Origin of the sequence: Marinobacter sp. DS40M6 (assembly GCF_028581595.1) — a bacterium.
Lineage (GTDB): Bacteria > Pseudomonadota > Gammaproteobacteria > Pseudomonadales > Oleiphilaceae > Marinobacter > Marinobacter salarius.
In genome coordinates, this window is record NZ_JAFCAE010000004.1 from 296,554 (window position 1) to 321,360 (window position 24,807).

Annotated in this window: 23 protein-coding genes; 12 read left to right on the top strand and 11 right to left on the bottom strand. The window is 57.9% G+C overall.

Features of this window, described 5'->3' with window-relative positions; genetic code table 11:
- Nucleotides 1–75 precede the first annotated feature (75 nt).
- Nucleotides 76–1,092, top strand: a complete 1,017-nt coding sequence (locus JJO78_RS12110; RefSeq protein ID WP_127401709.1) for a nucleoid-associated protein — start codon at nucleotides 76–78, stop codon at nucleotides 1,090–1,092.
- Nucleotides 1,093–1,226: 134 nt separating this feature from the next.
- Here the strand turns inward: JJO78_RS12110 and trmH are convergent, their stop codons facing one another.
- On the bottom strand, nucleotides 1,227–1,967 hold the full coding sequence (gene trmH / locus JJO78_RS12115) for a tRNA (guanosine(18)-2'-O)-methyltransferase TrmH (protein ID WP_151982674.1): 741 nt from the start codon (nucleotides 1,965–1,967) through the stop codon (nucleotides 1,227–1,229).
- A 175-nt stretch (nucleotides 1,968–2,142) separates the two neighbouring features.
- Here trmH and miaB point away from each other — a divergent pair, with 175 nt between their 5' ends.
- From miaB to lnt, 5 genes are all read left to right on the top strand, one after another.
- Nucleotides 2,143–3,489, top strand: a complete 1,347-nt coding sequence (gene miaB / locus JJO78_RS12120; protein ID WP_127401710.1) for a tRNA (N6-isopentenyl adenosine(37)-C2)-methylthiotransferase MiaB — start codon at nucleotides 2,143–2,145, stop codon at nucleotides 3,487–3,489.
- Between the two features lie 394 nt (nucleotides 3,490–3,883).
- Complete coding sequence (locus JJO78_RS12125; RefSeq protein ID WP_007154798.1) at nucleotides 3,884–4,867, top strand: PhoH family protein; 984 nt, start codon at nucleotides 3,884–3,886, stop codon at nucleotides 4,865–4,867.
- Nucleotides 4,864–5,337 (top strand): rRNA maturation RNase YbeY, encoded by a 474-nt coding sequence (ybeY, locus tag JJO78_RS12130; RefSeq protein WP_036209787.1) that lies wholly within the window; start codon nucleotides 4,864–4,866, stop codon nucleotides 5,335–5,337. Before JJO78_RS12125 ends, ybeY begins: the two co-directional genes overlap by 4 nt.
- Entirely contained in the window at nucleotides 5,334–6,185 is an 852-nt protein-coding gene (locus JJO78_RS12135) for an HlyC/CorC family transporter (RefSeq protein ID WP_036209781.1), read from the top strand. Before ybeY ends, JJO78_RS12135 begins: the two co-directional genes overlap by 4 nt.
- The gene (gene lnt / locus JJO78_RS12140; RefSeq protein ID WP_151982676.1) at nucleotides 6,175–7,725 is read left to right on the top strand and encodes an apolipoprotein N-acyltransferase; all 1,551 of its coding nucleotides are present in this window, start codon (nucleotides 6,175–6,177) and stop codon (nucleotides 7,723–7,725) included. Before JJO78_RS12135 ends, lnt begins: the two co-directional genes overlap by 11 nt.
- 174 nt (nucleotides 7,726–7,899) lie before the next feature.
- Here lnt and JJO78_RS12145 read toward each other — a convergent pair whose 3' ends face one another.
- Nucleotides 7,900–8,448 carry a zinc ribbon-containing protein gene (locus JJO78_RS12145; protein WP_007154802.1) on the bottom strand — a complete coding sequence of 183 codons (549 nt, stop codon included), beginning with the start codon at nucleotides 8,446–8,448 and terminating at the stop codon, nucleotides 7,900–7,902.
- A gap of 406 nt (nucleotides 8,449–8,854) precedes the next feature.
- Here JJO78_RS12145 and leuS point away from each other — a divergent pair, with 406 nt between their 5' ends.
- From leuS to JJO78_RS12170, 5 genes are all read left to right on the top strand, one after another.
- Nucleotides 8,855–11,440, top strand: coding sequence for a leucine--tRNA ligase (leuS, locus tag JJO78_RS12150; protein WP_127402413.1), 2,586 nt, complete (start codon nucleotides 8,855–8,857; stop codon nucleotides 11,438–11,440).
- A gap of 1 nt (nucleotide 11,441) precedes the next feature.
- Nucleotides 11,442–12,014 carry an LPS-assembly lipoprotein LptE gene (locus JJO78_RS12155; protein WP_040474681.1) on the top strand — a complete coding sequence of 191 codons (573 nt, stop codon included), beginning with the start codon at nucleotides 11,442–11,444 and terminating at the stop codon, nucleotides 12,012–12,014.
- Complete coding sequence (holA, locus tag JJO78_RS12160) at nucleotides 12,011–13,018, top strand: DNA polymerase III subunit delta (RefSeq protein ID WP_085679820.1); 1,008 nt, start codon at nucleotides 12,011–12,013, stop codon at nucleotides 13,016–13,018. Before JJO78_RS12155 ends, holA begins: the two co-directional genes overlap by 4 nt.
- An 87-nt stretch (nucleotides 13,019–13,105) precedes the next feature.
- Nucleotides 13,106–13,369, top strand: coding sequence for a hypothetical protein (locus JJO78_RS12165; RefSeq protein ID WP_041332414.1), 264 nt, complete (start codon nucleotides 13,106–13,108; stop codon nucleotides 13,367–13,369).
- A 188-nt stretch (nucleotides 13,370–13,557) separates the two neighbouring features.
- Nucleotides 13,558–14,193 (top strand): endonuclease, encoded by a 636-nt coding sequence (locus JJO78_RS12170; protein ID WP_041332413.1) that lies wholly within the window; start codon nucleotides 13,558–13,560, stop codon nucleotides 14,191–14,193.
- Between the two features lie 67 nt (nucleotides 14,194–14,260).
- Here JJO78_RS12170 and JJO78_RS12175 read toward each other — a convergent pair whose 3' ends face one another.
- From JJO78_RS12175 to bioB, 9 genes are all read right to left on the bottom strand, one after another.
- Nucleotides 14,261–16,051 carry an acyl-CoA dehydrogenase C-terminal domain-containing protein gene (locus JJO78_RS12175; protein ID WP_127401713.1) on the bottom strand — a complete coding sequence of 597 codons (1,791 nt, stop codon included), beginning with the start codon at nucleotides 16,049–16,051 and terminating at the stop codon, nucleotides 14,261–14,263.
- 214 nt (nucleotides 16,052–16,265) lie between these two features.
- Nucleotides 16,266–18,065: an acyl-CoA dehydrogenase C-terminal domain-containing protein gene (locus tag JJO78_RS12180; protein WP_036209767.1), complete on the bottom strand. Its 1,800-nt coding sequence runs from the start codon at nucleotides 18,063–18,065 to the stop codon at nucleotides 16,266–16,268.
- Between the two features lie 237 nt (nucleotides 18,066–18,302).
- Nucleotides 18,303–19,004: a putative metalloprotease CJM1_0395 family protein gene (locus JJO78_RS12185; RefSeq protein ID WP_226909942.1), complete on the bottom strand. Its 702-nt coding sequence runs from the start codon at nucleotides 19,002–19,004 to the stop codon at nucleotides 18,303–18,305.
- Between the two features lie 88 nt (nucleotides 19,005–19,092).
- The gene (locus tag JJO78_RS12190) at nucleotides 19,093–19,338 is read right to left on the bottom strand and encodes a hypothetical protein (RefSeq protein ID WP_007154811.1); all 246 of its coding nucleotides are present in this window, start codon (nucleotides 19,336–19,338) and stop codon (nucleotides 19,093–19,095) included.
- 51 nt (nucleotides 19,339–19,389) lie between these two features.
- Nucleotides 19,390–20,082 carry a dethiobiotin synthase gene (gene bioD / locus JJO78_RS12195; RefSeq protein ID WP_213479552.1) on the bottom strand — a complete coding sequence of 231 codons (693 nt, stop codon included), beginning with the start codon at nucleotides 20,080–20,082 and terminating at the stop codon, nucleotides 19,390–19,392.
- Between the two features lie 19 nt (nucleotides 20,083–20,101).
- Nucleotides 20,102–20,926, bottom strand: a complete 825-nt coding sequence (gene bioC / locus JJO78_RS12200; protein ID WP_213479551.1) for a malonyl-ACP O-methyltransferase BioC — start codon at nucleotides 20,924–20,926, stop codon at nucleotides 20,102–20,104.
- Nucleotides 20,914–21,666, bottom strand: a complete 753-nt coding sequence (locus tag JJO78_RS12205) for an alpha/beta fold hydrolase (protein ID WP_213479550.1) — start codon at nucleotides 21,664–21,666, stop codon at nucleotides 20,914–20,916. The genes bioC and JJO78_RS12205 overlap by 13 nt, the downstream gene beginning before the upstream one ends.
- The gene (gene bioF / locus JJO78_RS12210) at nucleotides 21,663–22,841 is read right to left on the bottom strand and encodes an 8-amino-7-oxononanoate synthase (protein ID WP_213479549.1); all 1,179 of its coding nucleotides are present in this window, start codon (nucleotides 22,839–22,841) and stop codon (nucleotides 21,663–21,665) included. The genes JJO78_RS12205 and bioF overlap by 4 nt, the downstream gene beginning before the upstream one ends.
- Nucleotides 22,842–22,869: 28 nt before the next feature.
- On the bottom strand, nucleotides 22,870–23,976 hold the full coding sequence (bioB, locus tag JJO78_RS12215; RefSeq protein ID WP_143071122.1) for a biotin synthase BioB: 1,107 nt from the start codon (nucleotides 23,974–23,976) through the stop codon (nucleotides 22,870–22,872).
- Nucleotides 23,977–24,025: 49 nt separating this feature from the next.
- Between bioB and JJO78_RS12220 the strand changes: the two genes are divergently transcribed.
- Entirely contained in the window at nucleotides 24,026–24,805 is a 780-nt protein-coding gene (locus tag JJO78_RS12220) for a ComF family protein (RefSeq protein WP_075196527.1), read from the top strand.
- Nucleotides 24,806–24,807 lie beyond the last annotated feature (2 nt).

Here is a 24,807-nt window from a genome sequence, read left to right on the forward strand (position 1 = left end):
CCATTACAATCCCAATCCCTGAAGGTTTACCCTCAGCCTCCTACACGCTCTATTAACCAAGGGACTCTTGACTCCATGGCCATCAAACAGCTCCGCACTCTCTTCGCCAGCCAGTATCAGCCCGGACAGCCGGCGCGGGTTCGTCCCGGCGAGGCGTTGGCCGAGCCGGGTGGCGACTATGAGGCGCTTCACAAGCAGATGAAGCGCCTGTTCAACAGCAAGCCCGGCAAGAAATACGGTCGCTTTTCCGAGGACATCGGTGAAAGTCCGTTTAGCAGCTGGCTGAAGGACTACCGGGAGGACAAGCAAAGCTTTGCGTCGATGACTGACCGTCTTTTTGGGCAATGGCAAGAACTGCTGAACAGCGCCCAGGAGGAATTTGAGGGGCACCTGATGATTGTCCACGAAGCCCTCGCGGATGCGGAGGTGGTTTATCTGTTTATCCTGGAAAACGACAGCGCCATGCGTTTTGATGCCCAGCAAACGTTGGACGCGACGGACATCCTGAGCCTGTCGCGGCTGAATCTGGCGGTGCGCGTGGAATTGGACGACTGGCTGAGTGACAACGCCGGCGAGAACTATCTTACGCTGGTCCACGCTCGTGGTTCCGGGGAAGGCGGTGACCTGTTCATCAAGCTATGCGGTTTCACCAATCAGGTGGATGTGGAGAAAGAGACGCTGACGTTCATGGATGCGGTGGAGGCGTTTGCCAAGTCTTCAGAGCCTGAAGAAGCGGGCAAGATTCGTGCGCGAGCCTATGAGTTCTCGAAGGAGCAGCATGCGTTGGGCGAGCCGGTGGCCATTGAAGCTCTGTCGGGCTATCTGGACGAGAACGAGCCCCAGCGTTTCAAGGAGTTTGCCAGTGAGACTGCCGAGCTGCCGGAAAGCGGGGTGTTGCATCCGGATCACCGTAAGGTGAAGAAGCTGGTTCGGATTGCGGGCTCAGGTGGTGGCATGAGCGTGTCGTTCTCTTCGGATCTGGTGAATCAGGCGGTTTACTATGACCGTGACAACGACGCACTGACGATTACGCGGTTGCCTAAGGCCTTGCGGGAGCAGCTGCAACGGTATCTTGAAGGTCGAGAAGAATAGCCTTTCCCCAGCCTGACACCTTGGGGGCTGGTCCCGCGGCAGGGATACCTTTTCTTCTGGGAAAAGAACTCGCTTCGCTCAGACACCTTTTCCCGGCAGAAAAGGTATCCCTACCCCGTGACCGATTACCAGCTTTATTCAGGTTCGGCGGTCGTGACCGAATTAGTATCGGTCCACCTCGGACGGCTGGCTCGCAGCTTCCGGACTTCCTGCATCCAGCCTACGCCGTCAACCAATTCACCGGTTTCCGGGTCTATAGGCGGGTATGGCAGGTTGCGGTCGTCGCAGTAGCGTTTTACGACCGGCTGGCACCAGCAGAACAGCAGACGGTTGTATTCATCGTCTGGTAGCCTCTGGTGGGCATACAGGCCTGCCTGTTTCCTCTGCCGTTGTGCTTCGGACAGAATAATCGCACAGGCGGACGACACGTTCAGGGACTCCACCATGCCCATCATGGGGATCACAATGTGCTCGTCAGCCTGTTCGGCAGCGCTGTCGCTGACACCATCTACTTCATTACCCATGATCACCGTGCAGGGCACGGTGAAATCCACTTCCCGGTAATCAATCGCTCTGTCCGACAGCTGGGCGGCGTAGAGTTTGTGCCCCTGCCCTTTCAGCTCCGAAACCGCCTCATCCATGGTGGGGTGCGTGTGGGTGGTGACCCAGTTGTAGCTGCCGCCGGCGGTTTTTCGGAAGGCACGGAAACCTTCCCGCGGCCAGACCACGTGCATGCTGGCAAGACCAAACGCATCGCAGGAGCGGATGATGGCCGACAGATTACGGGGTTTGTGGACCTGGTCGGTGAGGACGCTGAGATCGGGCTGGCGAGTATCCAGGGTTTGTTTGATTCGGGCCAGGCGTTCGGGAGTCATGATTGTTTGAGCGTTCTAAAAAATTGGAAAAACCAATACTACCACAAGCGATTTAGAGGATTGCCGAGACAAAGGTGGTTGCCGATTGATCACCCCGTTATAATGTGCAGCTAACTTTTTTAAGCGCCACTCCCAACCTCCCGGCGCAAATCACACACCAAGCACGTTGAGAATCATGGCCAAGAAGCTGTACATCAAGACCCATGGCTGCCAGATGAACGAGTACGACTCATCACGTATGGCAGACCTGCTTCGCACCGGCGAAACCGTCGAAATGACCGACTCGCCGGACGACGCCGACATCCTGTTGCTAAACACCTGCTCAATCCGCGAAAAAGCGCAGGAAAAAGTGTTCCACCAGCTGGGTCGCTGGAAGAAACTGAAAAACAGCAAACCGGACCTGATCATCGGTGTAGGCGGTTGCGTGGCCAGCCAGGAAGGCCAGGCTATCATCGACCGGGCACCCTACGTGGACATGGTCTTCGGGCCGCAAACCCTGCATCGCCTGCCGGATATGATCACCGAAGTCCGCGCCAAGGGTAATGGCGTTGGCGTGGTAGATGTCAGCTTTCCGGAAATCGAGAAGTTCGACAACTTGCCTGATCCCGGTGCCGACGGCCCGTCCGCATTTGTGTCCATCATGGAAGGCTGCAGCAAATACTGCACCTTCTGCGTGGTGCCCTACACCCGTGGCGAGGAAGTCAGTCGGCCGGTGGACGACGTGATCGCGGAAGTCGCCCACCTTGCCAGCCAGGGCGTGCGTGAGGTAAACCTGCTGGGCCAGAACGTTAATGCCTACCGCGGCGAAACCCACGATGGCGACGTGATGGACATGGCGGAGCTAGTGACCCTAATCGCCACCATCGACGGCATTGACCGTATCCGGTATACCACCTCACACCCGGTGGAGTTTTCGGACTCACTGATCGAGGCCTATGAGCAGGTACCAGAGCTGGTCAGTCACCTGCACTTGCCGGTGCAAAGTGGCTCAGACCGAGTCCTGGCAGCCATGAAGCGCGGCCATACAGCTCTGGAGTATAAGTCCAAACTCCGTCGCCTGCGCAAGATTCGCCCGGACATCAGTTTCTCCTCGGATTTCATCATTGGCTTCCCGGGGGAGACCGAGAAGGATTTCGAGGACACTATGAAGCTGATCAACGATATTGGCTTCGATATGTCGTTCAGCTTCATCTACAGCGCCCGGCCCGGCACTCCGGCGGCGGACCTGCCGGATGACACGCCACTGGAGGTGAAGAAACAGCGCCTGAGCATTCTCCAGGACCGGCTGAACCAGAATGTGATGGACATCAGTCGCAAGATGGTGGGCACGACACAGCGTATTCTGGTGACAGGCTTGTCCAAGAAGGACCCCGGTGAATACGCGGGCCGTACCGAGAACAACCGTATTGTGAACTTCCGGCATGAGAATCCGGAGGTGGTTGGGCACTTTATTGATGTGGAGATTCGGGAGGCTCTGCCTAATTCTCTTCGCGGGGTTCCTGTGGGTTCCGGGATGTATTAAACCTGGGCCCCACGCGTCTCGGGTTTGGTGAATGGCGAGTGGTGGGGACCTCCTCCCAAAAAACGCTACAAGCACATCCATGTGCGCTTGGGCTCCGCCATCCATGGCTCCGCACATTTTTGGGAGGAGGCCCCCACCACTCTCCGCAACTTCTTCTCGTGTCTTCAGCGTGCAAATGGTCTTGTATTTAAACAAGTGAGCCTGCACATAGTTGGATAAGGGCGCTGGCCGGAGGACTATTCCAAAAACGTGGAGCGCCAGGGATGGCGCGACCGAGCCCTACATGGACGTATTCACGGGCGTTTTTTGGGATAGTCCTCCGGCCAGCGCCCAATTGCACAATTCATGACATACCCGCTCCCTGAATCCACGGGAGTAAACAAACGGAGCACTTTTGAACGCCAACGATCACCGACAATTCGACCTACACCCGGTAGACCAGCGCCGACTGACCACCCTCTGCGGCCAGTTTGATGAGCACCTGAAGCACATTGAGCGGCGCATGAACGTCAAAATTGGCCGCCGTGGCCATCATTTCCGGGTGGAAGGTGAAACTGAACACGTGGCAGCCGCTACGGAAGTTGTCCGGCACCTGTATCGGGAAACCGAAGCCAACGATGATATCTCGCCGGACATGGTTCATTTGTTTATCCGCGAGACCGGATTCGAACGGCTGCCGGATGACGTGCCTTACAAGGGCGCCGTCACCGTCATCAAAACCCCGAAACTGCAGGCCAAGCCCAGAGGCGAGAACCAGCAGAAATACGTGCACAACATCCGTACCCACGATGTGAATTTTGGCATCGGCCCCGCTGGTACCGGCAAAACCTGGCTGGCGGTGGCGTGCGCCGTTGAGGCACTGAAAGACGAACAGGTGAAGCGCATCTTGCTGGTCCGGCCGGCCGTGGAAGCCGGCGAAAAGCTCGGTTTTCTGCCGGGTGACCTGGCCCAGAAGGTGGACCCTTACCTGCGCCCCCTCTACGACGCTCTCTACGAAATGCTGGGTTTTGATCATGTGACGCGGCTGATCGAAAAAAGCGTGATTGAGATCGCGCCGCTAGCCTTCATGCGCGGCCGCACGCTCAATAATTCGTTCATCATTCTGGATGAGAGCCAGAATACCACCCGCGAACAGATGAAGATGTTCCTGACACGGATCGGGTTTGGTTCCACTGCCGTGATCACCGGTGACACCACCCAGGTGGATCTTCCCCGCGGGCAGAATTCCGGCCTGATCCATGCGGCCGGTGTGCTGAGCAAGGTGTCCGGTATTGGCTTCACACGGTTCGAGGCCCGCGATGTGGTGCGTCACCCATTGGTGCAGCGGATTGTCGAGGCTTACGATTCCTTTGACGACGGGAGCGCCACAGGCCAGTGAGTGAACTGACAGTGGACTTGCAGCGGGCCATCGAGGTACCCGAGGCGCCAGATGACATCGAGTTTGAGCGCTGGGCCCGGGCCGCATGGTTGGGTGAGAATCCATCCGAGGTGACGATCCGTATCGTTGCCAGTGATGAGAGCGCCGAGCTGAACAGCCAGTATCGCGGGAAATCAGGGCCAACCAATGTACTGTCCTTCCCATTTGAGGCGCCAGCCGGTATAACGGTTCCGTTGGCCGGTGATCTGATCATTTGTGCCCCGGTTGTTGAAAAAGAAGCAGCCGAGCAGCATAAAACACTGACGGAACACTGGGCCCATATGGTGGTGCACGGTATGCTGCACCTTCAGGGCTACGACCACATTGAAGACAATGATGCCGAGGTCATGGAAGCCCTCGAGATCCGGCTGCTTGCGCAGCTCGGGTTCAGCAATCCTTACGAGACAGAGGAAACGGAAAAAGACTCATGAACGACGATCAGTCGAGTCGCAGTCAGGGCAGCAACAAGTCCTGGCTGGAGCGTATATCACAGGCCTTCTCCAGCGGGCCTGAGTCCGTCGAGGACGTGCTGGAAATCCTGCGGGACGCCGAGTCCCAGGAAATCATCGATACCGATGCCATGAGCATCATCGAAGGTGCCATGCAGGTGATCGACATGCGGGTGGATGAAATCATGATTCCCCGCTCCCAGATGGTCACCGTCAAGGCATCCCAGGACCCGAAAGAGTTCCTGGGCGAAATCATTTCATCTGCCCATAGCCGCTTCCCGGTCATTGGCGACAGCCAGGACGATGTCATTGGCGTACTGCTCGCCAAGGACCTGCTCCCTCTGGCCCTGAACAACGACCTCAACTGGACCCGCATCCGCGAGATTCTTCGCCCTCCCACGTTCGTACCGGAGAGCAAGCGCCTGAACCAGCTATTAAAAGAGTTCAAGGAAACCCGCAACCACATGGCCATTGTGGTTGACGAATACGGTGGTACAGCCGGCCTGATCACCATTGAGGATGTGCTGGAACAGATCGTGGGCGAAATCGAAGACGAACATGACTTCGACGAGGAAACCCACATCAAGGCCCGCGGCGATGGCACTTACGCCGTGAAGGCCGTCACCCCCGTCGACGACTTTAACGAATTCTTCGAAACCGAGCTGGACGAAGAGGAGTTCGACACCATTGGCGGCGTTGTGCTCAAGGAATTCGGCCATCTGCCCAGACGGGGCGAGTCGGTTGAGTTTGGCGGATTGCAGTTCACCATTGCCAACGCCGATAACCGTGTTATCCGTCTGCTGCAGGTAACGCGTGGTGATGACCAGTAATACAACGGCCCGAACCTCCGAACTGACATCCGCCCTGTCCGAGCACGCCTGGCTGCGAGCGGCCACTCTGCTCGTTGCCGGGGCCTTGCAAACACTCACCTTTTCACCCTTTAACTGGTGGTGGCTGGGGCCGTTGTCGGTCGCGCTGATACTGTTTTGCTGCCTGCCGCTCGCCCCGCAAAAGCTGTTTCGGGCTGGCTGGCTGGTCGGATTGGGGCTGTTCGGTACGGGCGCAAGCTGGGTCTACATCAGCATCAGTGAACACGGCAATACGTCCGTTCCACTCGCGATCATACTCACCGTCATTTTTGTGTCGGGACTCGCTCTTTTCCATGGTCTGGCGTTCTGGGCCTGGGGAAAACTTGCCAAAAACAACGCGGTCAGGCGGCTGATCCTGTTTCCAGCGGTGTGGATACTCTGTGACTGGGTCCGGGGCTGGCTACTGACAGGGTTTCCCTGGCTGTATCTGGGCACCGCCCACGTTGATGGGCCTCTGGGCGGCTTCGCCCCCTTAACGGGCGTCCACGGGCTTACGTTCTGGGTGGCCGTGACCGGCTGCGCAATTCCAGGCTGTTGGTGGCTGGTCCGGAAAGCCCGCCATGCCAGCACGGCGCTCGTCGCCGGCGTGGCGCTGCTGCCCTGGGTAACCGGCCCGGCTTTTTCTCAAGCACAATGGACGGCCCTGCAGACAGAACCAACGACGTTTGTCGCGATGCAGGGCAACATTCCCCAGCAAATCAAGTGGGACCCGGACTTCCTCCGGGACCAGATCGTCGCTTACCTGGAGCTGACTGAAGACCACTGGGATACCGACCTGATTCTGTGGCCGGAAACCGCTATTCCGATTCCCCAGGACCAGGCTGGCAAAATCATCGACCACATCGGTGAGGAACTGGGAGAGAGCAGCACACTGATTACCGGCATCCCCTGGTACGGCTTCAGTGACCGCATTGAAGACTTTACGTACCACAACAGCATCATGGCCATCGGTAGCGGCGGCGGCATCTACCATAAGCAGAAGCTGGTGCCTTTTGGTGAGTATGTGCCGCTGCAGCAGTGGCTTCGCGGTCTGATCGGCTTTTTTGACCTGCCCATGTCCAGTTTCAGTCGCGGCCCTGCCAATCAGTCGCCGCTTGAGGCCAATGGCATCAGGATCATGCCGTTTATTTGCTACGAAGTGGCCTACCCGGACTTCGTCGCCACCAATGCCCGCAACAGTGGCATGCTGCTGACCATCAGCAACGATGGCTGGTTTGGCGATTCCATTGGCCCGCTGCAACACCTACAGATCGCCCGCATGCGTGCACTGGAAACCGGTCGTTATATGCTGAGGGGCACGAATAATGGTGTAACGGCCATTATTGACGAGAAGGGCCAGATCACCGAAACCATCCCGCAGTTTGAACGTGCGGTGATGACAGGTGAGGTCTATGCGGCGGAGGGCAATACGCCCTACATGCAATCCGGTTCCTGGCCGGTGCTGACGCTGGCGGCGATTCTTATTGTGTTTGTTCGGGAGCGAGTGATTCCCCGGAACTGATTTATCCTCGGGGCGGGTTCGCAGCCTGCCTGAATGGTGCCTGGCCACGGGGTGGGGGTCCCTTTTCTTTGGAAAAAGAACTCGCTTTGCTCGGACACCTTTTTCTGGCAGAAAAGGGACCCCCACCCCATGGCCGTTCTGGCTCTGCGCTGGACTCCCCTAGTCTTCCTATGGCTATTCTGACTTCCGTGGCCAGCGGCTGGTGACGCGTTCGTAGTAGTGGGAGCCGCAGGCGTCACAGGGTTCCAGATGGCTGGTTGCGGTCAGGCAGCGCATGTGGCTGCAGTTCAGGCATTTGAACATGCCGGCCGTGGCCACTTCGCCGCTGATATACTGGCTGGGCTCGTGGTTTTCCAGTTTCTGGTTCAGCTCCAGCGTATCCAGTCGGGTCTTATCCGCCACCGAGAACAGCATATCCGCCAACTGGTGCTCCAGCAGTGAGATATCCAGTTGCAACCATTCCTTCAGACCTTCGCCGGTTTCTTCCACAAAATGCAGCAGGTGTTCGAGGTCCCGCTGCAGATACGCGCCAAGCAGGTCCGCTTCTTCGCGGGTCATCTCTGCCAGTTCATACTCAAACTCCACCGCCCGCTCGATTTCCTCTTTCAAGGTATCGCGAGTGGTATTCTCCATATCACTGAGCCGGGCCTGGACCCGCTCCAGCATGCGGTCGTAGGCCTCGAGAGCCCTGCCTGAGAGATGATTGCGTTCTGGTTCGGTCATGACTGCTCCCTCATGGTGTACGGTCGGAGTGGCTATGGCTGATCAGGGCACGCTGTGAATACATCCCTGTACGCTTGACAAAAACATCCCTGTTTTTGACATCCCTGATCAGCCATAGCCACTCCGCCCTATACCAAAACAAGTTGCAAACTTACGCCAAGCGCCTGGGCGGGCAGGTGCGGCTGACTGGGACCGTAAAAAACAGGGATGTTTTTTATGAGCCTACAGGGACGTATTCACGGTGTGTCCCAGTCAGCCGCACCTGCCCGCCTTCACCCCAAGCATGGCACAGTATCGGCAAATTGGCAGACTACCTGTTAAGCCTTGTGTGCGTTAGAATGTCCGGCCTCTTCGCACATCTTTTTTTGATACGGTCTGATAAAGGGTAACTTTGGTAATGGCAGGAATGGACCAGCAATACAATCCGCGCGATGTTGAACAACAAGCCCGTACCTATTGGGAAGAAAACAACACGTTTACGGTGAAGGAAGAACCGGGCAAACCCAAATACTACTGCCTGTCCATGTTCCCCTACCCCAGCGGCAAACTGCACATGGGGCACGTGCGCAACTACACCATCGGCGACGTCATTTCCCGCTACCAGCGCATGCAGGGCAAGAACGTCATGCAGCCCATGGGCTGGGACGCGTTCGGTCTGCCCGCTGAGAACGCCGCCATTGCCAATAAGACCGCGCCGGCGAAGTGGACCCACGCCAATATTGCCTACATGAAAAACCAGCTCAAGCAATTGGGCTTCGGTTACGACTGGAACCGCGAGCTGGCGACGTGCAAGCCGGATTATTACCGCTGGGAGCAATGGTTCTTCGCCCGTCTTTACGAAAAAGGCCTGGTGTACAAGAAGATGTCCACCGTCAACTGGGACCCAATCGACCAGACGGTGCTGGCCAATGAACAGGTGGTTGATGGTCGCGGCTGGCGCTCCGGCGCGTTGGTCGAGCAGAAAAAGATTCCCCAGTGGTTTATCCGCATTACCGACTACGCCGAAGAATTGCTGAATGATCTGGACGAGCTGGAGGACTGGCCTGAGCAGGTCAAGACCATGCAGCGTAACTGGATTGGCAAATCTGTGGGTACCGAGCTGACCTTCCCCCTCAAAGGCCGCGAGGACGCGCTGGACGTCTACACCACCCGCCCGGACACGCTCATGGGCGTGACTTACATGGCCGTGGCCGCCGAGCACCCCATTGCCAAGGCCGCTTCCGAGCGCTATCGCGAGGTTGCTGAATTTGTCGAGCAGTGCCGTAACAGCAAGGTTGCCGAAGCCGATATGGCAACCATGGAAAAGAAAGGCATTGATACCGGTTACAAGACCATTCATCCGCTGACGCAGGAAGAGATTCCCGTTTACGTCGCCAACTTCGTGCTCATGGAGTATGGCACTGGCGCATTGATGGCGGTGCCTGGCCATGATGACCGGGACCACGAGTTCGCGCTCAAGTATCGCCTGCCCATCAAGCAGGTTATCGCCGCCACAGACAGCCGCGAAATCGATGTTCAGGAGCGCGCCTTCACCGAAAAAGGTGTTCTGGTATCCTCTGGAAAGTACAACGGCCTGACCAGTGCCGAGGCGTTTGACGCAATCGCCGATCATCTGGAAGAAAGCGGTATTGGCAAGCGCACGGTCAACTATCGCCTGCGGGACTGGGGCGTGTCGCGCCAACGCTACTGGGGCGCTCCAATCCCGATGATGACCCTGGACGATGGCACCGAACGCCCGGTACCGGACGATCAGTTGCCGATCACACTGCCCGAAGACGTGGAGATGGACGGCGTCCAATCTCCCATCAAGGCAGATCCGGAATGGGCAAAGACCAGCTTTGAAGGCCAACCGGCCACGCTGGAAACAGACACCTTTGACACCTTTATGGAGTCGTCCTGGTACTACGCCCGCTTCTGCAGCCCCAACTACGACAAGGGCATGCTGGACCCGGCTGCCGCCAACTACTGGCTGCCGGTAGATCAATATATCGGCGGCATCGAGCACGCCATTCTGCACCTGCTTTATGCGCGCTTCTTCCATAAGCTGCTGCGGGATGTGGGGCTGGTCAACAGTTCCGAGCCATTTAACCGCCTTCTGTGCCAGGGTATGGTGCTGGCCGAAACCTATTATCGTGAAGACGATAACGGTGCAAAAATCTGGATCTCGCCAGCGGATGTCGTTACTGAGAAAGACGACAAGGGTCAGGTCGTGCGCGCCGTTCACAAGGACGACGGACAACCGGTGGTGGCCGGTGGTGTCACCAAGATGTCCAAGTCCAAGAACAACGGCATTGACCCCCAGGCTATTATCGATGAGCACGGTGCCGATACCGTGCGTCTGTTCATGATGTTTGCGGCGCCTCCAGAGCAGTCACTGGAATGGTCCGACAGCGGTGTTGAGGGCGCCCACCGTTTCCTCAAGCGCCTGTGGCGTATGGTCAGCGAGCACACTGAAAGCGGAATAGTTCCTGCCCTGGATACCACCGGCCTCAGTGAAGGTCAGCGCAATCTTCGTCGCAAGACCCATGAGACTATTGCCAAGGTGAGCGACGATGTCAGCCGACGGTTGACGTTCAACACCTCCATCGCAGCGGTGATGGAACTGCTCAACGATGTCAGCAAACTGACCGACAATGAGCCCCAGAGCCTGGCGGTTCGCCAGGAAGCGCTGGATACCGCGGTACTCGTCCTGTCACCAATCGTTCCCCATATCTGTCACCAGTTGTGGCACGCACTGGGTCACGACGAGCCTGTGGTTGACGCGCCCTGGCCTGAGGCAGACAAGGACGCCATGGTTCGCAGCGAGATTCAGGTTGTCCTGCAGGTGAATGGCAAAGTCAGGGCAAAAGCCGACGTCCCAGCGAACATCGAGAAGAGCGCACTGGAAGCTCTGGCACTCGAGAACGAGAACGTTGTCCGTTTCACCGAAGGCAAAACCGTGCGAAAGGTCATCGTTGTGCCCGGTAAACTGGTGAACGTGGTGGCGAACTGATATGAACCTCCTGGCGAGCCTCCCCAAGGTACTTCCGGCTGGCCTCGCCCTGTCACTTCTGGTGTCAGGATGCGGGTTTCAGCTACGGGGCGCCCCGCCGGTGTCATCCGCATTGCAGCCGCTGGCTGTTGATTGCTCCGGCGATGTGCCAGAACAGCTGTGTGGCTCGGTGAAGGAACAGCTGTCTCTGGGCAACATCGACCTTCAGCCCTCCGAAAAAGCCGATTATGTGCTCAACATCAGCAATTTCCGCCGGGAACGTCGTGCCAGTGCCATCACCGTGCGCGCCGCGGCTGCTGAGTATACGTTGCGGCAAACGGTCGATATTGAGGTTTTGACCTCCGACAAGGTTCCTCTGATCGCCCCAACCGACTTGAATAGCAGTGAAACCTATCGCTACGACGAATCCAATGTGCTGGCCAAGCAACGGGAAGAGGAAGCCCTCCAGGAGCAACTCTATGACCGACTGGCCCAGCAAATTATCTTTCGCCTGGCGCCCCTTGACCGGGATCGCATTGACCGGCTGAAACAGGAAGCGGAACAGACCCGCGATCAAGACAGTGGCCAACCATGAAGACCCAGGCCCACCAGCTATCCCAGCTTCTCCAGAAAGGCTTGTCACCTGTTTACCTGGTGTCAGGCGATGAGCCCCTACTGGTTCAGGAATGCTGCGACCAGATCCGGAAGACTGCGCGGGAAGCGGGCTATCAGGACCGGGTAACCTTCCACGCCGACCAGCAGCTGGACTGGAACCGCGTGGGCGAGGAGTTTGGTGCGCTATCGCTGTTTGCCGAAAAACGCCGTATCGAAATACACCTGCCTACCGGCAAATTGGGTGATGGCCGCGCCGTTCTTGAAAGCGTGCTGCAGAATCCTCCTGACGACATTGTGCTGCTACTGATCAGCGCACGGCTGGATGCCGCCGAAACCCGCCGGAAGTGGTACAAGGAATTGCAGGACAAAGGCGTACACGTGCCGGTATGGCCCATAGATACGGATAAATTCCCGGGTTGGCTGCAACAGCGGGCTCGCAACCATGGCCTCAGCCTTACCCGCGGCGCACTGGACATCCTGGCGGAACGCCTCGAGGGCAACCTCCTGGCGGCAAGTCAGGAACTGGATCGCCTGGCGTTATTGGGCACCGGCGCCACCATCGACGAAGACACCGTCGAACAGGCTGTTCAGGACAGCTCCCGCTTCAACGGTTTTGAGCTGGTGACAGAACTCCTCGCTGGCCGGGCCGCCCACGCTCGCAAAATCGTCGGGGTACTGCAGCAGGAAGGCGAGAACCCGCTGGGATTGCTGGCGGTGCTGACACGGGACCTGAACCTCACCATGGAGCTGAATATCGCCGCGGCCAAACGGGAGAATACTGCCGGCTTCCTCAAGAAGCGCGGAGTGTTCCAGCCCCAGCGCGCAAAGGCCGTTGAACAAGCGGCGAGACGCCTGAACCGCCACCAGCTCAATACCGCACTGGAACTATGCAGCACCACCGATAGGGCCGCCAAAGGCTTTGATACGCTCTCCCCCTGGCACTACCTGCAAGACCTGATCACCTTGCTTGCAAGACCCGCCTGACTCCGCGAAATGGCCGTCATCCGGCTTGACAGTTTTCGATATTCAGTAGCATCGTATAGTTGTTAACTGTTAAAGGAGGTGCGTGATATGAGCTTCCAGGACGAACTGAAAAAACTGTCCGAAAAGATTAAACAGTACCGTGACGAAGCACGGGTTCAGATGCATCTGGCCCATGAGGACGTGAAAGACGAGTGGGACGATCTGGAGAAGGACTGGGAACGGTTTCGGAGCAAACTCGATCACATCCTTCACGACGCCGAAGATGCATCAAAAGAGGCTCGCGAGACCGCTCATAAGCTGGGCGAAGATTTGAGAACGGGTTACCAGAATCTGCGCAACCGAAAGAAGTGAAGTGTTAACCAGTTAACATAATGCAACAAATAGCCACACAGAGGCTCTCTCCCTTTGGAGCCTCTGTGTCATACTTCTCAATTATAAATGAATAAACCGTCATTTTTCTGACCGGCCAGATCTAACCACTTCCTTTCCTGGCCCGATCAGCAAAGGCGCTGTCACGCGCTGAGAGGTATAAATGGCCTATGAAAACTAAAAACGTTGTTTTGGTCGCACTGGCGGCCTTGCTTATCCCGTCTCTCGTCATCAGCCAGAACACCCGCTTCAGTGACCCGGACACCGTTGTAAAAAACGAGTTCTGGGGCAACCTTTATGCCCAAGGCGGCAACTCCTTCTTCTGTGACACACCCTTCAAAAATAAAGGCTTTGTCCTTACGGAAGGCTATGTCTACCCTCTGGCAGAAGTTCGCAATGCACTTGGGTGCGGCACCAGCAGCCAATGCGACGATGACGACAGATACCGGCAGATTGCATCGGACCTTCATAACATGGTCCCCGTGCGCAGTCGCATTGAAATGTCCCGGAGAAACGCGATTTACGAAGAATTGGGCAATGCAAGCAGCCCGGACGAGTGCGGAATTCGCGAGAGTGCGCAGTTTTTTGAACCCCCGCAAAAGGTAAAAGGCGATATCGCCCGCACGGTTGCCTATATGGTGGACACCTATGACCTGCCCTGGGCAGGCGCTTCCCGGGTGTTCAAGAGCTGGAATCAGATCGATCCACCGGATGATCGAGAGCTTGTCCGCCATCGCCAGGTGGCCGACATTCAAGGTAACGAAAACCCGTTTGTTCTTGATCCAGGCCGGATAGAAAACCTGTAAGCGAGTATATAGAGCAGCACAAAAAAGGCAGGCCCGCGGGCCTGCCTTTTTGTTCACCGCTGACTACTCAGAACTCCTCAGCCGTCAGAGCCATCATTGAGTCGCTACCACTGCGAATGCCCTCAGCCAGTGCGACGGTCTTCGGCAGCAATCGGTCGAAGTAGAAGCGTGCGCTCTTCACCTTGCCGGTGTAGAAGCCAGAGGTGTCGCCATCGGCCTTCGGTGCCGCCACTTTAACCATTTTGGCCCACATATAGCCGAGAGCCGTCAGGCCAAACAGGTCGAGGTAGTCCACGGAGGCCGCGCCCACAGCGTCCGGGTTATCCCCAGCCTGCTTGATCACATGCTCAGTCACATCCGACAGGCGCTCAAATGCTGCAGCCAGTGGCTCCAGGTAGGGGCGCAGGTTTTCGTCGCTGCTGCTTTCCTCGATGAAGGTGGCCACGTCCTCAGCAAATAGCTCATAAAGCTTGCCCTGGCTGCCGACCACTTTCCGACCCATCAGGTCCAGCGCCTGGATGCCGTTCGTGCCTTCGTAGATCTGCGTTATGCGGCAGTCGCGAACCAGTTGTTCCTGGCCCCACTCCCGGATAAAGCCGTGACCGCCGAAAACCTGCTGGCCCATGATACAGGCGTCCAGGCCACGATCGGTCAGGAAAGCCTTCGCTACCGGTGTCAACAGCGCCACCATGCCCTCGGCATGCTTGCGGCGCTCGTCATCGTCGGAATACTTGGCGATATCCAGCCACTGAGCAACATAGGTAGAGAACGCGCGCCCTCCTTCCACATACCCTTTCATGGTTAGCAGCATGCGGCGCACATCAGGGTGGACCAGGATCGGGTCCGCAGCTTTTTCCGGCTGCTGGGCACCCGTGGGAGCTCGGCTCTGGATACGCTCCAGAGCGTATTCACGAGCACTCTGCAGCGATGCTTCAGCAGCACCAACACCCTGGATGCCCACGCCCAGACGCTCATAGTTCATCATGGTGAACATGGCGGCCAGTCCCTTGTTCTCCTCACCAACCAGCCAGCCCCTGGCGCCGTCGAAGTTCATCACGCAAGTAGCGGACCCCTTGATGCCCATTTTTTTCTCGAGGGAACCGCAGCTCAGGCTATTGCGCTCGCCAAGGGAGCCGTCTTCGTTGACTGCAAACTTGGGCACCAAAAACAGGGAAATCCCCTTGGGGCCCTTGGGCGCATCCGGCAGCTTCGCCAACACCAGGTGGATGATGTTCTCCGCCATGTCGTGCTCGCCCCAGGTAATGAAAATCTTGGTGCCCGTTACACTGAAGGAGCCATCGCCATTAGGCTCGGCCTTGGTGCGGATAATCCCCAGATCCGTGCCCGCATGAGGTTCCGTCAGGTCCATAGCGCCTGACCAGGTACCCGCGTACATATTAGGCAGGTATTTTTCCTTGAGCTCCTGACTGCCATGGGCGTCCAGGGCCAGGCAGGCGCCCGCCGTCAGCATCGGGGCTAGGCCAAAGGCCATGTTGGCCGCCTGCATCATCTCCTCAAACTGGGCAACCAGAGTTTTTGGCATGCCCATACCGCCAAACTCCGGGTTGCCGCCCAGGCCGTTCCAGCCACCCTCAACGATGGTCTGGTAGGCCTCGCGAAACCCCTCGGGTGTGGACACGTCGCCGTCATTCCACTTACAGCCTTGCTCATCGCCCTCGCGGTTCAGAGGAGCCAGCACACCACTGGTAATCTTACCGGCTTCTTCCAGAATGGCATCGGCAGTGTCCGGGTCAACGTTCTCTGCCACTTTGGGCAGAGACGCCCAAAGAGCCGGCGCATCAAATACTTCATTCAGGACAAAGCGCATGTCACGTAAAGGTGCCTGATAATCAGCCATCTCAAAACTCTCCACAATTCAGTCAGTCTGCGAAGTGAACAACGATGGACCTTCGGCCCTGATCACTTCCTCGGCTATGTGTCCGCACAGGTTATATTTATGGTGGCCTATTCTACCCTATTGGAGCCCCCAACTCATGGAGCACCGGCGGCCATGTCATCAAAAAAGCCCGCCTCCTGGGAGAGCGGGCTTTTAGAGTTCCGTGAAACCCGCCTTAGAGGGCGAAGGCTTCTTCCGGCATGTCCATCAGGCTGTCTGAGCCCGCCAGCATGCTTTCCGCATGCCCTTTGGCCCGCGGCAGCATGCGCTTGAAGTAGAAGCGCGCTGTCTGAACCTTGGCGTTATAGAACATTTCCTCGGTGGTACCTTCCACCATCTTGTCCAGCGCCACCTTGGCCATACGGGCCCAAAGATAGGCGAAAACAGCGTAACCGGAGTACATCAGGTAGTCCACGGAGGCCGCGCCAACTTCTTCGCGGTTCTTCATGGCGGACATGCCAACCTTGGTGGTCAGTTCGCCCCACTCCTTGTTCATGGCGGCCAACGGCTCAACGAATTCTTTCAACTGCTCGTTGTCGGCGTTTTCCTTACAGAACACGTGAACCTGCTTGGTGAAACCTTTCAGGGATTCACCTTGGGTCATCAGTACTTTGCGACCGAGAAGATCCAGCGCCTGAATACCGGTGGTGCCTTCATAGATCATGCCGATACGGGAATCACGAACGTTCTGCTCCATACCCCACTCGGAGATAAACCCGTGACCACCGAATACCTGCATACCCAGGTTGGCTGCTTCGTAACCGATCTCGGTCAGGAACGCCTTGGCGATCGGGGTGAGGAAGCCCAGGGCTTCATCAGCCGCTTTGCGATCTTCCTCGGTCTTACCGCTGTGAACGATATCAGCCTGCTGTGCGGTCAGGTAAATCAGAGCACGGGCGCCTTCTGCAACCGCTTTCTGGCTCAGCAGCATGCGACGAACATCCGGGTGAACGATAATCGGGTCAGCGATACCCTCGGGGTTCTTCGGACCACTCAGCGAGCGCATGGCCAGACGGTCTTTGGCGTAGGCCAGGGAGCCCTGGAAGCCAAGCTCAGCAGCACCCAGACCCTGGATCGCGGTACCAATACGCGCCGTGTTCATAAAGGTGAACATGCAGTTCAGGCCCCTGTTCTCAGGCCCGATCAGCCAGCCTTTGGCACCGTCGAAATTCATCACACAAGTGGCGTTGCCGTGAATACCCATCTTGTGCTCGATGGAACCACAGGAAACGGCATTGCGCTCACCGGAAGAGCCGTCGTCATTCGGCAGAAGCTTGGGCACGATAAACAGGGAAATGCCCTTGGTACCTTCAGGAGCGCCTGGCAGCCGGGCCAGCACAATGTGGACGATGTTTTCGGCCATGTCATGCTCACCAGCGGAAATGAAAATCTTGGTGCCGGTGATGCTGTAGGTGCCGTCTGCATTGGGCTCAGCCTTAGAACGCAGCGTGCCCAGGTCGGAACCGCAATGAGGCTCGGTCAGACACATGGTGCCGGTCCACTCGCCGCTGATCAGCTTGGTGAGGTAAGTCTGCTTCTGCTCTTCAGTGCCGTGGGCTTCAATGGTGTTGGTCGCACCGTGGCTGAGGCCGGGATACATGCCCCAGGACCAGTTGGCGGTACCCACCATCTCGCTCATTACCAGGCCAAGAGAGTGTGGCAGGCCCTGGCCACCATAGTTGGGATCAGCGGTCATGGACGGCCAGCCGCCTTCCACGTACTGCTGATAGGCCTCTTTGAAGCCGGTTGGCGTTTTCACGCCGTCTTCGCTCCAGGTGCAGCCTTCTTTATCGCCCACCTGGTTCAGCGGAGACAGAACCTGCTCACAGAACTTGGCACCTTCCCCGATGATGGCATCGACCATATCCGGAGTTGCATCTTCGGCGCCTTCCAGATTGGCGTAGTGCTGCTCGCTGTCCAGCAGCTCGTTCATTACGAATTTAATGTCACGCAGGGGCGCTTTGTAGTCAGGCATGGAATCCACCTCAGGTTTTCGGTCTCAGCTGCGACACGGTCACAACACTCAGCCTCGGGATTTACTCATACGCTCAGCAAGAGAAGCTGAACGCCAATAAAACACTTGTTTGAAACATACGTTTAGAGGCACAGAATTGTCAATAGGCGCAATCAAAATTTGTGTTGTGTTTTGTCGCGAATGTGTACCGATGGCTTAAGCACACGGGGAGGTTTTAGACTAAAAAGCAGCTTGTTTTCAGGCTGTTGCCCGGAAGGATGAAGAGGGATTGGCGCTTACATCATTGCTCCCGACGCCGGAGATGACCTGATAGGCATTCGTCGCTTCCTGCGACTGCTTTGCACTGCTTTCGTCACCCGCCTGGTCCTCGGACACTTCAGATTGCCCGGACTCGTCAGTGCGACCCAACTCTGAGGAGAGTTCAGCTTGTGCCTGCAGCATCAACTGCATGGCCTCTGCCGCCACTGCCCGGTCTTGTGGGGAAGGCTCTGCCGGCGCCAACGCTGCGGCCCTGACCACACGCATTTTATCGATTGTCGCCTGGGGATCTCCCCGCACGGGCGAGGTGCTGATCGAGACCTCGCCACCAACAGCGTACTGGGCACCGTCGGGGCCCCGTTCATAGACGTAGGAAATGGAACCGGCGTACTGGCCGCCAACCGCCTGATGGGCTGCCTCATGGGCACGAACCTCACGGTCCCTGGCTTTCAGTTCCGTAAGCTGTTTCAGCTCTGCCTCATCCAGGCCCTGAGCATCCTCTACGCTGGAACCCTGCGAGCGGGTACGATCCTCCGCAGCATTATCGTCAGCTACGCGGCCGGACCCGGAGGTTTCAGGAGATGTTCGAGATGAAGGTGATTCATCCGAAGATGGCCGGAGAGGGGCACCCGCAGCTGCGTCTCCCGAGCCAACGGAAGGCGCAGGAAAGGCAGGAGCCATTGACGGAAGGGAGCCCGAAATCATCATGTCAGCAGACTGGCCGTCGAATCCAAAGGACCTGAACAGGGCTCGGACGCCCTGAGAGGGTTCAGGCAGTAATATCCAGAAGCGTTCCCAGGGTTTCGTCGGCGGTTTTCACTACCTGGGCCGAAGCTTCAACGCTGCGCTCGTACAGTTTTAGATCAATGATCGGTTCCACGAGGCCACCGACACCTTCTGCCGTGCCCTGGGGGCCATCAACACCACCACGGGCAATCCTGCGGGCGGCATTTTCCATGCCTTGCATGCCGTCCTGGATACCCTGAATACCAATGCCTAATGTATTGCTGATCATAACCGCGCAGCCCAATGACCATATATTGACACCAGTAAGCCACAAATTTGGTCAATTTTCAAACAAAACGGCAACATCCAGTGCTTTGGCCAGCTCCTTCGGGTCGGCACGCTTCTGCCATGGCAACACCCCCAGGCATGGCGCGGGCAGGTTCTGAATCAGATAATCGAGGGTTTCCTGCTCACAGTTCATGGCCGCGGGGTCCGGCCGATTGGCCACCCAACCTGCGACAGGCAATCCATCACGGCGGATAGCTTCAGCGGTTAACAGTGCATGGTTGATACAGCCCAGTTTCAGGGGTACCACCATAATGACAGGCATACCCAGAGCGACAGGCATGGCGGCGTAGGTTTCACGATCATTGAGTGGTACCCGCCAGCCGCCGGCACCCTCCACCAACAGTAAATCCGCGGGACGCATCTGCAACCCGCGGCAAAATCCGACCAGCCGTTCCGCCGTGAGGTGCCGACCCGCCTGGGCAGCTGCCACATGGGGCGCGATGGCGGGCTGTAAGGCTACCGGGTTCACCTGATCGTAAGGCAACGGTTCCGACATGGACTCCATCAGTATCAGCGCATCTTCATTGCGCAGCCCCTCCGGTGTTTCGTCGCAACCAGACGCCACCGGTTTCATCGCAAGCGTTTTCTTCCCCAGGGTAGCGGCCGCCTCAAGAATCGCAGCAGACACCAGCGTTTTCCCCACGCCGGTGTCGGTACCCGTCACAAAGTAACTCTTTCTGGCCATAGATCAATGAATCCCCATGTCAGTCCGGCAGACGGCAACCCAGCCATGCCGATGTGTAAGTGGCCTGTATCCGGTCTTCCCCGTCTCGCGGATAATAACGGCACATGGCCCGCAAACGGCCAGGCGCAGTCGCGCTTTGCCGCCGCGAGGCGCCTTTGTACCCGGCGCCGATAGCCTTGAGCTCCGCCAGCAGAGCCAGCGGCGAGGGATAATCCAGTGAAATGGTCTCGATCGCAAGTTGCGGATCCGGGAGCGTTTCAAATGCCTGCTCCCGAAAACGCGCTTCCGATTCAAAACGATTCACATGCTGGTGCCCGGGGTCTGCCCGGTGCCATGCTTCCCGAAGTTCGTCGAGGGTACCCTCCAGCAATGTCGACACCAGTAGCCGACCGCCTGGGCGCAGAACCCGGCGGCATTCAGCAAGCACACCGGCCGGGTCACGGCACCACTGAATCATCAAATTGCTGAAGACTACGTCCACACTGTTATTCGGCAACGGCAACGCCTCGGCATCCGCCTCGATCCACCGAATGCCGCTCGGGTTGGCAGATCGGGCGTAACGAAGCATTCCCGCAGCAATATCAACGCCGGTCACCTGGCTCCCCGGAATCGACGCCAACTGCCCTGTAAACCACCCAGTGCCGCTACCCAGATCGAGTATCTGGAGTCCATCTGCGCTTTGGGCCTGATGCAGCCCTTCCTTCAACTGGTCCAGCAAGACCTGGCCCATATAGCGCTGCAGCCGGGCAGCGGGATTGTAGGTATGGGAAGCTGAGCCGAAATCGCGGGCAATTGTGGATTTCGGAGGCACCCAGTCGTGGATATTGGTTGTTACAGGGTCCATTCAACCTCCTTGCCGAAAACAAACTGAAGGATTTCGTCATGGCAACGCGAAAGCGCCTGCCCTCGAGGCCAATGGGTCATACCGGTTACCCTAACGACCTTGGCGGCTGGAGACGGATGAAACGAGTGCTCCCAACATTCAACGACCACATCGTTGCTCGCCTGAAGATGCAGCGTCGGCACTGGTAAAGCACCCCACAGAGACCGCTGATCTTCGCTGCCCAACCAGTCCAGGCCCCGAACCAGGTTCACGTCGCTGACAGAAGGCCCTCGCGCAAGCCAGGGGCGCAGTTCCTGCCGGGCTTGCGACTCATCATGGCTGCCGTGAATCAAAAGTCGCTGAAAGCGCCGCCAGGCAAGGCCGGCGTTTTGCGATACCTGTTCCCGGAATGTCTCAAAGGTATCCACCTCCATCCCTGCGGACCACTGTTCCCCAGCCACAAAGCGGGGAAACCCCGCCAGAGTGATTGCCTTGCGGACCTGGGGACAACTGCGTGAGGCAGCCGCCATTACCACCTGCGCCCCCTGGGACCAACCCGCCCAAACTGACGGGCACGGATAACGCTCCAGCAGATAATCCGCCACCCCCGTGATCGAGTCGCATCGGGACATCAGGGCATCGTTCAGCGATATCAGATGAATCTCCCCTGGCCAACGATCAAACAACGGAAGCAGCATGGCGGCATCGACACCCCAACCACCCACAACCACCAGCGGGATTCGTGATTCCACAGCGTTCATACCACCTCTGCAGAGGGCCTGTTCAGTAGTGAACGGCAGTCCGCCAATGCGGACAGCAACGTTGCCAGGTCTTCCGAAGAGTGCGCAGCGCTGAAGGTGACCCGCAAACGAGCCTGGCCTTCCGGCACAGTCGGCGGCCTGATCGCCGTAACCATTAGCCCCCTCTCCTCCAGGGCCTGGCTCAATGCCAGGGCTGCCCAGTTGTCGCCCACCATGATTGGCTGAATTGGTGTGCGCGATGGCATCAACTCATAGCCCAGTGCCGATGCCTCCTGGCGAAACTCTGAGATCAGCATCTGCAGGTGACTGCGACGGCCATCTTCCCGTTCGATTAGGTCAAGGCTGGCACAGGTGGCCAGAGCGATGACCGGAGGCATGGCGGTGGTGTAGATATAGGTGCGGGCCTTCTGTACCAGGTAATCCATCAGCAGCTGGGGGCCAGCCACAAAGGCGCCACTGGTGCCCATAGCCTTGCCCAGGGTGCCGATCAATATGGGCACGTCCTCCTCGGACAATCCCTGCTCCATCAGGCTGCCCCGCCCCTGAGGCCCCAGGACGCCCAAACCATGGGCGTCATCCACCACCAAAAGGGCCTCGTGCGCCCGGCACAGTGCCGCCAACTCCCTCAATGGCGCGATATCCCCGTCCATGCTGAATACGCCGTCTGTCACCACCAACTTGTGGCCACCGGTAGCGGCAAGCATGTCAGCCAGGGCACTCATATCACCGTGGCGATAACGACGCACCCTGGCGCGGCTGAGAACACAACCATCGATGATGGAGGCATGGTTCAGGCGATCAGAGAAGATGGTATCGCCACGGCCAGCCAGCGCAGAGATAACGCCCATATTGGCCATGTAGCCGGTCGAAAAAAACAGCGCAGCACTGCGGCGGGTAAATTCCGCTAGCCGCAGTTCCAGTTGGTGGTGGGCATCGTGGTGACCGCAAATCAGATGCGAAGCGGCGCCGCCAAAACCGGTGTTTGGCATGGCCTCAGTGGCAGCCTTGATAATCCCGGGGTGATTCGCCAGCCCCAGGTAATCGTTGCTGCAGAACGACAGTAGCGACACGCCATCGGACACCAACGCGGGCTGCTGGGGGCCGCTGATCTGGCGGCGGGTGCGGTAAAGCCCCGCCTGTTTTCGCTCTTCCAGCTCTGCTGCAAAGTCACGCATGGCCAGCCCTCACAGACATGCTGCCTGCCTATGCAGACTCACGGGTGGCATCGTAGAACATGTGACGGGTCTGTTCGTATTCGACCGCTTCAACGATAGCTTCTTCCGCTTCCTGTTCGGTGCAGGACTGCTCGCGCTCTTCAGGCCGAATGCCCAGACGCTTGAACAACTCGCGGTCCGCATCCGCCTCGGGGTTGGCGGTCGTCAGCAGCTTCTCGCCATAGAAAATCGAGTTCGCACCAGCGAGGAAGCACAGGGACTGCATCTGCTCATTCATATTTTCACGGCCCGCAGACAATCGCACGTGCGAGGCAGGCATCATGATCCGAGCAACAGCGATGGTACGGATAAAGTCGAACGGGTCCAGATCTTCCACATTTTCCATCGGCGTTCCTGCCACCTTCACCAGCATGTTCACCGGCACGCTCTCCGGATGGTGGGGCAGATTCGCCAACTGAACCAGAAGGCCAGCACGATCGTCAGGGTCTTCGCCCATGCCCACGATGCCGCCGCAGCATACTTTCATGCCTGCATTACGGACATTCTCGAGGGTGTCCAGCCGGTCCTGATAGGTGCGGGTGGTAATGATATGGCTGTAGTACTTTTCGGACGTGTCCAGATTGTGGTTGTAGTAATCCAGCCCGGCTTCGGCCAGCTCGTCGGCCTGTTCCTGCTCCAACATGCCGAGGGTCATGCAGGTTTCCAGGCCCAGGGATTTAACCTGGCGCACCATATCCACGACATATTCCATGTTTTTCTTCGACGGGCTACGCCAGGCCGCCCCCATACAGAAACGGGACGCGCCCTTTGCCTTGGCGGCCTTGGCTTCAGCAACCACTTTTTCAATTTCCAGCAGTTTTTCCTTTTCCAGGCCGGTGTTGTAATGACCGCTCTGGGGACAGTATTTACAGTCCTCCGGGCAGGCACCGGTCTTGATGGACAGGAGCGTGCTGATCTGCACTTCATTCGGGTCGAAATGCTCACGATGGACGCTCTGAGCCCGGAACACCAGGTCATTGAATGGCAGTTCGAACAACGCACGGGCTTCCTGCATGGTCCAATCGTGGCGCGGTGAGGTAGAAGGCGCGGCAGAAGGCGCTATAGAGGGTGCATCGGCGTGTGCGGTGGCAGTCATGATTCAGTCCTGTTAACTTTACCGGGATTCTGGTTTACGGATTGAACAGATGATAAAGGGACTGAAATCGCTGTCAACCTTGATGACACCAAAGGTTAACAGCGCGAAACGGATTCCGCGCGCTCAAATCAGCATCAAGGGCTTATTTCAGCTGCGCGGCGGGCAATGCGTGGCCTGCCTGGAACCGCATGCCCATTTCGGGCTCTGCACTCCCTGCCGGCAGGACTTGCCCGCCAACCACTCGCACTGCCGCTGCTGCGCACTGCCTATCGCCTACGCTGGCGATGAACTCATCTGCGGTCAGTGCCTGAAAGACCCACCGCCCTTCAGCCGAATCGTCGCGCCCTGGCGCTATCGATTCCCGGTTGACGGTATGGTCCAGCGCTACAAATACAATGGCCAACGCGCCTATGCCCGCCCCCTGATCCAGGATCTGAGCACTCATCTGACATTGATGCTGGAGACCCATCCTGAACGCACGCCGGACCTGCTTCTGGCCAGCCCGATGCATCCGGCCCGTCGACGAAAACGAGGATTCAATCAAGCGGCGGATATTGCAGAGCACATCAGCCGTCAATCGGGCATTCCCTGGAGCGCTGACCTTGTCGTCAGGAACCGGCGCACCCGGCCACAACGAGGACTGAACCGCGAAGAGCGCCTGGCCAACCTGCGGGGAATCTACCAGGTTACCCGTATACCACCGGCCAGTATTGCCATCGTTGATGACGTGGTCACCACCGGTGCCACTGCACGAAGCCTGACTGAAGTGCTGCTTGAGGCCGGCGCCAGGGAGGTTCAGATCTGGGCGCTGGCAAGAACCCCTGGATAAAG